Consider the following 11,464-nt stretch of genomic DNA (forward strand, 5'->3'; position numbering starts at 1 on the left):
ACAAGGCTCGCTGTAAAGCTGGCCTTGTTTTTTGGTGTGAAATATTTTTTCAGGAAACGGCTTCCAAGAGGGGGATCGGGATGTGACGGTGCCTCAGGTATGTTAAACTAGAGAGTATAAGTCGTTGACTATATTCAACACACAACACGATATGGACTATAAGCAATACAATAGATTAGAGAGACAGCGCCAGTGGCGGATTAAGCAGGATATAGGGGTGAATTCAGCCGATGCAGGGAAAGATTTTGGTGGTGGACGACGAGCAGCCCATCGCAGATATTCTGAAGTTTAATTTGGAAAAAGAGGGATACGAGGTTATCTGTGCGTTTGATGGTATTCGTGCGGTCGAACTGGCGTTATCCGAGAAACCGGATCTGATGCTTCTGGATCTGATGCTTCCGGGCAAGGACGGGATGGATGTGTGCCGAGAAGTGCGTGCTCATCTGGAGGTCCCGATTATTATGCTGACAGCCAAAGACGGAGAGATTGATAAAGTTCTGGGTCTCGAGCTAGGCGCAGATGATTATGTAACCAAACCTTTTAGCACACGGGAGTTGCTCGCACGGGTCAAGGCTCAGATGCGCAGACAGCAGAAACCGGCAACGATTGTAGAAGCGCCAGAGGAAGAAGGGAAGCAGATCCTGCGGCTGTTTGATCTGGCTTTTGATATGGACATGTATACGGCATACAAGGGCGGGGAACCGCTTGATCTAACGCATCGGGAATATGAGCTGCTCTATTATATGGCTAAGCATTCGGGCAAAGTCATGACACGAGAGCATCTGTTGCAAGCCGTATGGGGATATGAATATTTTGGAGATGTGCGTACAGTGGATGTGACCATCCGCAGGCTGCGGGAGAAGATTGAAGAAAATCCGAGCAAGCCGGAAACGATTCTGACTCGCAGGGGGCTTGGCTATCTCGTGCGCAGTGCCAAAAGCGTGGGGATATAATGGGCCGATTCTCGCAATTTTCGTTCTTTCGAACGATTCAGGCGAAATTAATTATTATATATGTACTGCTGATTCTCATTGCGATGCAATTGATCGGCGTTTATTTTGTAAGTGCGATGAAGAACTCGCTCACCAGCAACTTCACGGAGGATTTGCAAGCACGGGCAGAGATGTTGTCGGTGTTAGTCGGTCAGACGATGGCTGGTGGAGAAGCGGAGGCTGGAGAGGACAAAACGGAGAACCTGCGTGTGCTGGTCAACAATCTGTTTAATATCAACGGCGCCGAGATTCAGGTGCTGGATGCCAGCGGAAAGGTGCTTACGACTTCGTTAAGTTCACATTCTGATTATATTGGGCGAAAAAATACCCAGACCGTTGTCAGCCGTGCGTTGCAAGGTATTCGGGACAATGAGGAATATATCGTAGACGAGGATAATGTTCGCAAAAAAGTCGTGGCCAAGCCGGTATTATCCGGCGGCAAAATTATTGGAGCGGTCTACATCGCCGCTTCGATGAATGAGCTGTACGCGACGATGGAAGGCATAAACAAGATTTTCATCTCCGGTATTTTGATTGCCTTGGTGTTAACGGCGGTGCTCGGTGTCATTCTGTCACATACGATCACCCAGCCAATTAAGGAAGTGACGAGGCGGGCAACCGCGGTTGCAGAAGGAAACTTCGATCAGCAGACACCGGTATTTGGCACAGATGAGATTGGTCAGCTTAGCCGGGCGTTTAACTATATGACCAGCAGGCTGCGAGATGCTCTTTCCCAGAACGAAGAGGAGAAGGAGAAGCTGACCTCCATCCTTACCAATATGAGTGATGGTGTTGTTGCGACAGATGAGTATGGCAAAGTCATTCTGGTCAACCGCCGTGCCAGCAGCATTCTGGGCATGCGTCCTTCCGACATTGAAGGCCGGCATTTTGCTGTCCTGCTGGGCATTGATCCGGAGGATGCGGAAGCGCTGGCGAGTGGTTTTACTGGCTCAACACTTCTCCAGATTGCTCCAGCAGGTCAGGAGGAGCCGGTAGTGATTCGCATGACGTTCACGCCTGTGCACCGGCGTGAGCTGGGAATCACCGGCACAATTGCGGTACTTCAGGATGTAACGGAGCAGGAAGAGCTGGAAAACTCCCGGCGTGAATTCGTGGCAAATGTATCACATGAGCTGCGTACACCGCTGACGACTATTAAGAGTTATGCCGAAGCGCTGGATGATGGGGCGTTGGAAGATCCACAACTTGCCGGGCGTTTTGTCGGTGTCATTCAGAATGAGACCGAGCGCATGATCCGTTTGGTGACTGACCTACTGCATCTGTCCAGACTGGATTCCAAGGAAGCGTTACTGCGCAAGCAACCTATCGATATTTTGGAGATGCTGGAGGAAGTCACGGATCGATTCTCCTTCCAGATGCACCAGAAGGATATTCAGTCAGTGCTTTCTGTGGAGAATGATATTCCACCTGTTCCGTTAGATCGGGATCAGATTGATCAGGTTCTGGACAATGTAGTGTCCAATGCATTGAAATATACGCTGGAGGGCGGCACCATTACGATTGCAGCCCGGCGCAGCGATGAGCATACGTTAGCCATCTCCGTATCTGATACAGGTATGGGTATTCCGCAGCGTGATCTGGATCGGATATTTGAACGTTTTTACCGCGTTGACAAAGCACGTTCTCGCAGCATGGGGGGCACAGGGCTTGGATTGTCCATTGCCCGGGAAATTGTAAAAGCTCACGATGGAAGCATCTCTCTGGAGTCTGAGGTAGACGTTGGCACAACGGTAACGTTCACATTGCCAATGCGTGATAAGGGAGGTGAGCACCTTGAAGGAACGGATTAAATCTCTGGTGCTCACTTCACTGGTGGCAGCCAGTCTGATCCAGAGTTACTTCCTGATCTATCGTCTTCCTGGGGGTGGTGACTCTGTGGTGACCTCGGAGACAAACTACGTGAAGACCGAAAATATGGGTCAGGAGCGTAACATTGAGGAGTTAATTTTCCCGAATCAGATGATTATTCATCTGGGTCAGGATAAACATACGGTGTTTTATCCTGGCAATACGTTTTATCAATTGATCTATTCCAGGCTGAAAGGCCGGACGTTCGAGGATTTCCAGCGTCGTAATGTGCAGTCGGTGAATTGGGATCAGATTCGTAAGGAGAGCCCCGGCTTTGAGTTGTCTTTTAAGGAAGGCATACCGGTGGCTTTGTTACAGCGTGTGATGCGTCTTGGTACGGATTCACTTTTTCAGGGAGAGACGATCAACCGTATTGCTATATATACCACTCCAGATGAGACAAAGGCTCATGCGCTGTTTTTCAGTGCCAAGGGAGATGTGGTCTATGAGGCCACACAGGCGGACTTGACGGTGCAGGATGTGCAGCAACATGTCGATTTTGGGACGAGCTGGACACCGTACACGCTGATGGAAGGCGGGTATTATATTCCGGCGCAGGCACTGGATACGATTGAGGCGGATGTGCCGACAGGGCAGTTCACGGTAGAGCAGATGCAGCGCAGTCTGTTTTTTGATCCAAGCATGACTCGGAATATTCGGGAAAAAGACGGATCAGAGATTTATACCGATAGCAAACGTAGTCTGCAAGTGCAACAGGAGCAACGCTGGATCAGCTATACAGATCCGGCGGCACCGCCGGCTGGACAAAGTGACGCATCCAAGGATGCACTGTCTGCGGTGGATTTTGTCAATCAGCATGGCGGCTGGAAAGGGCGCTCACGCATGATGCTTAGATCAGCTGACAATAAAACGCAGCTGCAGTTCCAGCAGTATTACGGCAGTTTTCCAATTATGGATTCGATGCAATTCCGTTTCGGCACGATCAACATGGAAATGCAGCAGGAGACGGTATCGAGCTATGAACGATCCTTGGAATATTTGAACGAAGGTGCGGAGACGAAGAAGTCCATCAAGCTGCCTGGCGGGGATAAGCTGAAAAATCTGATCCGCAAAGTAGCGGGTGAAAACCGCAAAGTCGTGGATGTATACCCGGCATATCGTCCATCGGCGATAGAAGATGGGCTGAAGCTGATCCCGGTTTGGGTAATCCGCTTTAGTAATGGTGAGGAAACGACGGTGTCTTAGCTTCGTATCGATGGAGACATGCTGGCACGTAGCTGGTAGAATTCTAACGATCACCAGAGACGTTATATGCTAGATTTGCGACGTTTTGAAAATCTAACGATCACCACGAACGCTATTTCGGTGAAATTGGGCTAATTGTGGCTGAAAAGTCTGAATTTACGCGAAATAAGGCTTCTCCTGATCGTTAGAATTAAAATGAGCCTAAAACGGGGCAAATAAGCTCCGTGGTGATCGTTAGCCTGAAGAGGCTACGGGCATAGAGGTAAACAAAGCCAAACATAAGTTACACGAGCTGAAACAAATCTAGACGGGGCAAAACAAACTCTATGTACCTGAACAAGAAGGTAAAACTTGTGGCTGGTCACGGGTTATTATGATACGGGCAACGTGAAAACAAGGTTATTATAGGCGATCAAGTAAATAAGGAGGTGAATGGTCTGGATTGGGGACGGGCGAAAAATGTATTAATTTATGCATTCCTGTTGCTGAATCTGGTGCTGGGGTATCAGATCTGGATGGATGCGCGGGAGACGGCTGGAGCCAATCTGGACTTCACCTCGCTCGCAGATAATACACAGCAGGCGATGGAAGAGAAGGGCATTCAGGTGCTGGCGCCGATTCCAAATGAAACGCCAAAGCTACCGAAGCTGTCCTATGAGTTTACCGAAGAGGACAAGTCGGGTATGGAAGTAGAGCTGGAGGAGCCGGTGGACAGCAAGCTGATTTTCTCGCCAAGCGAGCTGACGGACGCGCTGCAGGCGGAGATTCCGCAAATCGGCACGTACCGGCTGGATCAGCTGATGGCGGAAGATGGGGCTTTTGTGCTCCACCCGCTGGTGGACGGCAAATGGCCGCTCTTTAACGTGAGTCTGGAGCTGTTCTACAGCGATCAGAAAATCACGGGTTATCATCAGACTCCCGTGCGGATTACAACCGCCGAGGAGAGCGATCAGCAGGTGCTTCCGGCGTCAAAGGCGCTGGGAACGCTGATCGAAAACTTTTTGCCAAACAATGCAATTGTGAAAGATATTCAGCTGGGCTATTACGGGCAGTTGTTCAACTCAGATATACAGGTAGCGATGCCGGCATGGCGGTTCGTGCTGGAAAGTGGCGAAGTGTTGTACGTGCAGGGCATCAGTGGGGATGTATTCAGTCCCAAGTCAGATAAACCAGGGGAGTAATGCGTTATGGGGATATATTTTACGGTGTTATCCAGTGGTTCGACAGGTAATGCCACAGTCATTCAGCATGGGGGCACTTCACTCATGATTGATGCGGGTCTCAGCGCGAAGCGGCTGGAGGCACTGTTTCTGGAACGGGAGATTTCGGGAACGGAACTGGACGGCATTCTGGTGACACATGAACATTCGGATCATATTAAAGGACTAGGCGCGATGTCTCGGAAATATAATTTACCGATCTATGCAAACACGAATACGTGGGCGGCTTTGGAGAAGTCAGTCGGAGCAATTCCCGAGGAGAACCGGCGGATTTTTGAAACGGGTGAAAAGCATGACTTTGGATCGCTGCGCGTAGAGTCGTTCGGTATTTCGCATGATGCGGCTGAACCGGTTGGTTACACGTTCGATGATGGCAGCGAGAAGCTGTCCGTGGCAACAGACCTCGGGTATATGAGTGACAAGGTTCGCGATGCGATCTCGGACTCGGATGTGCTCGTGCTGGAGGCGAATCATGATGTCGAATTGCTGCGCATGGGGCGATATCCGTGGAACACCAAGCGCCGGATTTTGAGTGACATCGGGCATTTGTCGAACGAAGCCGCAGGTGCGGCGCTTAGTGAACTGATGAACGGACGCATCAAGCGAACGTATCTGGCACATCTCAGCCGGGATCATAATATGATGGATTTGGCTAAAATGTCGGTGCGTGATGCGATGGAAAGCCGTGGCTGTTTTTATCGGGATCATGAGTTCAAGCTCTGTGATACGTATTATGATCGTCCTACACCATGGGATAGGGTGGGTGAGCCATAAAGCTGTCCAGTTCGGCGGCTTTGCGCTCCACTTCCTCGCGGGTCAGGATGCCTTTATCGATAAGCAGTTCAATGATAGTGCTAAGTGCTAGTGTATTACGGTAATGCTCTTCTTTGAGATCGGCCAGCTTGGCCGCCATATGCACTTCGTCCATAGCTGTGAGTGTTCGTGTGCGTTCCATTGTGGAATCCTCCTTCATTCTATGAAGCTTTGAATTGTTCTTTTACTATTATTGTAGTCAGGCTGGGTGGAAAACATTCCTCTTTTTGCCGCTAACATTCTCTAGGCAGGATGTGTATGCTGAAACTGCAGCTGTTCTGTTTGGAACTCAGAATGAAAATAGACTGAAAAAGTTTAATGAATTCGAAAGAATAGCGCTTAGCGTATCCCATTTTGTGGTGATAAATAGTATGAACCTTTATTGTTAGGGGAGTTATCGCGAAAATTTACGTTTATTTACGTAATTATGCAACTTTTTGGGATATAAAGTGTTTAGTATATAAGGAGTATTATGATTTTGGCTGTTTTTGCGTATGAAATGGAATCTCGAATCTCGCAATAGGCGAGAGCATGATTGATAGAGCACGGGATGCAGTGCCATCCTGTTGTATATATACGTTCGTTCCCGGTCTGGTTCCGGGATGCGGCGATGTGCAAGACCATTTTGAGAAAAATGCAAAAAGGCATGGGGAACGAGTGGTTTCACTGGTTATCCATGAATAACTTGGGCGGCAGTCAGGGTCTTGATGCGTGACAACGAAGGGGAGAGGATCACGATGGGATTGTTTGGAGACGATTTTTATTCAACCAAGGTATCAAGACGCGCCGAACCTGAACAGAAAGGCAAACTTCAGATCATCCGCCCGGGAGGCGGAAGACGCGCACGTGATCGCTGGAGCAATCCGCGTAGATCACGCTCGGAATTCAGTTCTACCGTCAAGGTAGCTGTGATCAGTTCGGTAATCAGCTCCATCGTGACGGTTACGCTGTTTAGCTTCATTAGCCAGCCTGCAACACAGTTACCTCTGGCGAATGCGGCAGGTCAAGGCGGTGGAACTGCACAGACAGCACAGGTGGTTGATCCATACGACCGCATCATCAATGCTGCGGCAGAAGTACGTCCTTCGGTCGTCAGCATCGTGAATCATAAAACAGGCAGCAGCCTGTCGATGGAAGATTCCGCGCTGGGGTCTGGAGTTATTTTCAAAAAAGAAGATGGCAAAGCCTACATCATGACCAATCACCACGTCGTGGAAGGTGCCAGTGATCTGGAGATCGTGACCGTAGACGGGGAGACACATAAAGCCAAACTGGTTGGCAAGGACCGGGTGAGCGACATCGCGGTACTATCAACGGATGATAAGGGACTCGGAGCTGCTGCAGAAATTGGGGATTCCAGCAAGCTGCAACGCGGCCAGACGGTACTGGCGATCGGTAACCCACTGGGACTTGGCGGAACGCTGACATCAGGGATCGTTAGTTACACGGATCGGATTTTGCCCGTATCCATTAACCAGGACGGGGTATACGACTGGGAGCAAAACGTCATTCAGACGGATGCAGCCATTAACGAAGGCAACAGCGGCGGAGCACTGGTTGATCTGAACGGCAAAGTCGTAGGTATTAATACGATGAAAATCTCGGATACCGGCGTTGAAGGTCTCGGCTTCGCCATTCCGATGAACGAAGTGATGAAAACGGTGGATTCCCTGCTTTTGAACGGCAAAGTATCCCGTCCTTATCTCGGCGTGTACACGGTGGATCTGAGCAATCCGTATGCCCCACTGGATGATGATCAGCGCAAAGACCTCAAACTGCCATCCCACGTCGATAGCGGCGTGGTTGTATTAGAGGCATCTGGCCCGGCATCCGAGGCAGGCATGAAGCTGAACGACGTGATTACGGAATTCGATGGGCAAAAAATTACCTCTACACTCGACCTGCGGAAATTCCTGTACGATAAGAAAAAGATCGGCGATACACTAGAGATTTCGTTCTATCGGGATGGTAAAGCGGAGAAGATTTCTGTGAAGCTGACCGATAAGCCGGAGTAAGACTTGTCGAGTTAATGGAGTTTGTAGGGCTGTGACAGTGGGGTAAGATGTGCAGGTTGTTTTCACTGCAATGATCATATGTCATGGAACATGGTCATACTGATAAGGTGATCATGAGACAAGATAGATAGTAGAGAGAGTGATCAGAACTTCTGACCACTCTTTTTATGTTCATGAGGCATGAGGTATGAGGTAGAACCTGAGGGTAGGGAAGGATACAACTAGACAGAAAGACTTGGAGCGAAAGGCGCAGATACATTTGTTTGCCTGTATGGTAAACTATTTTTAATGTGTTTACATAGATCGTTGATGCAAATAACAGCTGGATAACGTGTGATCTGGCTGGCTAATCTGAAAATGGAGGGATTCGGAGATGAATCTATTGAAGAAAAAGGTACTTGGCGGAACAGGATTGGCATTATCGATGCTGTTGCTATCGGCTTGTGGATCGGAGAGCACACCAGCTACATCTGTAGATACGAGTGCGTTGCAGGAGAAGATCGCTGGGCTGGAGAAAAAGCTGACCGAGCAGGGAATCAAAAGCGATGAGCAGGCACAGAAAATTGCTGCACTTGAGAAAAAGCTGAACGAATTTGGTACAGTTGGCGTTGCTGGACAAGGTACTGGTGGTCAGTCGCCTGCGGTTGGAGGAAACAACGGGTCTGCTGGAAAAGGAGACGGGGTGCTGATCACGTTTGCCCAGTATGAGAAGCTGGAGGTTGGCATGACCGTGGAAGAGGTCATCAACATTCTAGGCGGTGAAGGTGAAGCGCTAAGTGAAGCCGAGAACATGGTGGTGTATAACTATAAAGGCACCGCGGGCAACGGCGGCAACGCAGTGATTGCTTTTCAAAGTGGAAAACTGCTCACGAAGGCGCAGTCGGGATTGGAGTAGGCTGGTAGCTGAGGGGTAAGGATAAGTATACGGACAAGATCACAGGGATAGAGCAAAAGCGTGAACGTACACTTGAAGTTAAGATAGGGCATTCCTGCAATGGTACCTGATGGGGTATCGTTGAGGGGTGCTTTTTTATCTTATGGAGAAGATAGATGTGCACATCTTGAGGAAGAGGTCCTTTGGATGCAAGAGCGGCAAGTTTTTGCACGGATATGCGAGGCGGGGGTTTCTTTTCCGCGGCAGGTGTGATAGAACTGAGAAGTGGCTATCCTGTAATGGGATAAGCGGTTGTGAATCGGGAACATAGCTGGTGACAGAAAGGATGCTTGACGGATGTACGTTGTATGCAAAGAACACGTGGACATTGCCATCGACATGTTTGTGGATGAATATGAGGACGCTCCGGATATCGTGGATTTGAAGGAGACGGAATTTGCTGACTGGGACCCGCCTGCCAAATGCGCTGAGTGCGATCAGCACGCGGAATTCCTTGTCGTTTAGCGTACTGTAGAGCAGGCCGCCAGGGGCGTTATCCGATGTTGCTATGAGATGTTGTTGTGCATGGCGTAGCATTGAGTGGTAGTGTCATTGCTTCTGGCGTTAGACTTGGTTCGATCCGGTATGAACATCACAGCAAGGTGCAGAGAGAGCGTGTTGAGCGCTCTTTTTGTATTTGTGGGGATTGAGCGGCTGTGGCGTGGGATTTTGTGCTGGTGAGCGAATGGTCAGGGGCAAGAGGTAGAGCGAAGAGAATGAAAAGTGACAAGAGAATGGACTGGAATTAAGAATTAGCGAGTTTTAAGTGGTGGCTACAGAACTTTGCGAAGGTGATGGTGTGAGCGGCAAGGTGCAGGCTTTGGCATATATGAGCTGGGAAGCCGCAAAAGCAGGATGGGCTAGAATGTTGGGTAGGAATTAAGGACGTGGTTGGCGAGTGCGAATTGTAACGATCATGAGAAGCCTTATTTGGGTAAAATGAGCATGGTTGAAATTTTAACGATCCGTAGAGAGCTTATTTTGAGAAAATCACAGCAAACAGGGCGAAAAATGCTCAATTTTGGGGTAATAGCGTCATCTGTGATCGCTAGATTTTAAAATTGGGCAATTCGGGCTGAATAAGGTTTGTGGTGATCGTTAGAGTTTGGAATGATTATGGTGTGGATGAACGATGCGATTGAAGTATCTAACATATAGATGGATGGCAAGAGGACGATTCAGGAGGAATGATGAGATGTTGATTCAAATTATTGGCGTAGGCAAATTGAAGGAAAAATATTTAACGCTGGGCATTCAGGAATATGCCAAGCGGCTCGCCCCGTACATCAAGTTTCAGATGATCGAGGTCGCAGACGAGAAAGCGCCCGATACCCTGAGCGAGGCTGAGGTAAGGGCGGTAAAAGAGCGCGAGGGCGAACGCATCCTCGCGCATGTGAAGAGCGAGGCGCACGTCGTCGCGCTCGCACTTGATGGCCAGCTCTGGAGTTCCGAGGAGCTGGCAGTAGAGATCGACAAGCTCGGCACGTATGGGACGAGCCATGTCGTGTTTGTCATCGGAGGAAGCCATGGGCTCTCCGATGAAGTGTTACGCCGCGCGAAGCAGCGCTTGAGCTTCGGGCGCATGACCCTGCCGCATCAGCTCATGCGGCTGGTGCTGGTGGAGCAGATTTATCGCGCAGTGAAGATAAATCGGGGTGAACCCTATCATAAGTAGGGCGAAATTTTAAACTGTAAGCAGACGTAAGATTGTGTTTTGAAGAAGCGCTGAGCTTTGCGCGAGGTCTGCAAACTGAGTCAGTAGGGATACCTATAATAGAGCGAACTTGGGATTAAGCAGATCGATCATAAGTCCCATCAGAAAAAGCTTTTTCGGAGAATCGAATAGTGCTGATTCGAAAATAATGAGGTGAATGGGTCATGGCTTTGGTGAGTGACATGACTCTATTGCCCCATTTTTTGTTGTTCCCTCATCTTTTGCAAACTCAAGTTTAAAGTTTTCTTTAAGTTTCATAAATGGGCTAATCTATCATGGTAAACTATGGTGAATTATTGTGATTAATAGTAGAAGGTTTATTTGCAGCAAGAATGAATTTGATCGGGGAAGTGTCCTACGAAGGAGGAAAAAAGAATGCGTAAAAAGATAAAACAGCTTATGGCCTGTGTTTTAGCTGTTCTGTTGATATCGGCACTGCTGCCTGAATGGATCGGGGGCAAAGCCTATGCTGCAGATCGTTATATCATCAAAAGGGTAGCGGGTACGGGGAGTAGAGGCTTTTCAGGAGATGGGGGAGCGGCGGTGTCTGCCCAATTGAAAGACCCGTTCGGAGTAGCCGTAGACAGCAGCGGGAATGTGTATATAGCGGATTATGGTAACCAGCGAATTCGGAAAGTCGATCCGACGGGGGAAATTAGCACGTTTGCAGGCACGGGTACTGGCGGTTATTCAGGAGACGG

General features: G+C 49.2%; 11 protein-coding genes and 1 pseudogene. 11 read left to right on the forward strand and 1 reads right to left on the reverse strand.

Features of this window, described 5'->3' with window-relative positions; genetic code table 11:
• Positions 1–230: 230 nt before the first annotated feature.
• From yycF to EC604_RS26525, 5 genes are all read left to right on the forward strand, one after another.
• Positions 231–953 carry a response regulator YycF gene (yycF, locus tag EC604_RS26505; protein ID WP_123067021.1) on the forward strand — a complete coding sequence of 241 codons (723 nt, stop codon included), beginning with the start codon at positions 231–233 and terminating at the stop codon, positions 951–953.
• Positions 953–2,803 (forward strand): cell wall metabolism sensor histidine kinase WalK, encoded by a 1,851-nt coding sequence (gene walK / locus EC604_RS26510; RefSeq protein WP_123067022.1) that lies wholly within the window; start codon positions 953–955, stop codon positions 2,801–2,803. Before yycF ends, walK begins: the two co-directional genes overlap by 1 nt.
• Positions 2,787–4,067 carry a YycH family regulatory protein gene (locus EC604_RS26515; protein ID WP_123067023.1) on the forward strand — a complete coding sequence of 427 codons (1,281 nt, stop codon included), beginning with the start codon at positions 2,787–2,789 and terminating at the stop codon, positions 4,065–4,067. The genes walK and EC604_RS26515 overlap by 17 nt, the downstream gene beginning before the upstream one ends.
• Before the next feature lie 437 nt (positions 4,068–4,504).
• Entirely contained in the window at positions 4,505–5,248 is a 744-nt protein-coding gene (yycI, locus tag EC604_RS26520; protein WP_123067030.1) for a two-component system regulatory protein YycI, read from the forward strand.
• Positions 5,249–5,254: 6 nt separating this feature from the next.
• Entirely contained in the window at positions 5,255–6,061 is an 807-nt protein-coding gene (locus tag EC604_RS26525) for an MBL fold metallo-hydrolase (protein WP_090923565.1), read from the forward strand.
• Here the strand turns inward: EC604_RS26525 and EC604_RS26530 are convergent.
• Positions 6,030–6,242 carry a hypothetical protein gene (locus EC604_RS26530; protein WP_090923564.1) on the reverse strand — a complete coding sequence of 71 codons (213 nt, stop codon included), beginning with the start codon at positions 6,240–6,242 and terminating at the stop codon, positions 6,030–6,032. The two genes, EC604_RS26525 and EC604_RS26530, sit on opposite strands and share 32 nt — an antisense overlap.
• Before the next feature lie 393 nt (positions 6,243–6,635).
• On the opposite strand from EC604_RS26530, the gene EC604_RS29775 reads away from it, so the two are divergent.
• The 6 genes and pseudogenes from EC604_RS29775 to EC604_RS26560 form a co-directional block, all read left to right on the forward strand.
• Complete coding sequence (locus tag EC604_RS29775) at positions 6,636–6,815, forward strand: hypothetical protein (RefSeq protein WP_151458125.1); 180 nt, start codon at positions 6,636–6,638, stop codon at positions 6,813–6,815.
• A gap of 22 nt (positions 6,816–6,837) precedes the next feature.
• Positions 6,838–8,115 carry a S1C family serine protease gene (locus EC604_RS26535; RefSeq protein WP_123067024.1) on the forward strand — a complete coding sequence of 426 codons (1,278 nt, stop codon included), beginning with the start codon at positions 6,838–6,840 and terminating at the stop codon, positions 8,113–8,115.
• Between the two features lie 373 nt (positions 8,116–8,488).
• Complete coding sequence (locus EC604_RS26540) at positions 8,489–9,010, forward strand: hypothetical protein (RefSeq protein ID WP_123067025.1); 522 nt, start codon at positions 8,489–8,491, stop codon at positions 9,008–9,010.
• 336 nt (positions 9,011–9,346) lie between these two features.
• Positions 9,347–9,514 (forward strand): CxxH/CxxC protein, encoded by a 168-nt coding sequence (locus EC604_RS26545; protein WP_090923561.1) that lies wholly within the window; start codon positions 9,347–9,349, stop codon positions 9,512–9,514.
• Positions 9,515–10,244: 730 nt separating this feature from the next.
• Positions 10,245–10,724 carry a 23S rRNA (pseudouridine(1915)-N(3))-methyltransferase RlmH gene (gene rlmH, locus EC604_RS26550; protein ID WP_123067026.1) on the forward strand — a complete coding sequence of 160 codons (480 nt, stop codon included), beginning with the start codon at positions 10,245–10,247 and terminating at the stop codon, positions 10,722–10,724.
• 414 nt (positions 10,725–11,138) lie between these two features.
• Positions 11,139–11,464 (forward strand): annotated as a pseudogene (locus EC604_RS26560) (hypothetical protein); the annotation flags it as partial.

The sequence above is a fragment of the Paenibacillus amylolyticus genome (assembly GCF_003719335.1).
GTDB lineage: Bacteria > Bacillota > Bacilli > Paenibacillales > Paenibacillaceae > Paenibacillus > Paenibacillus amylolyticus_D.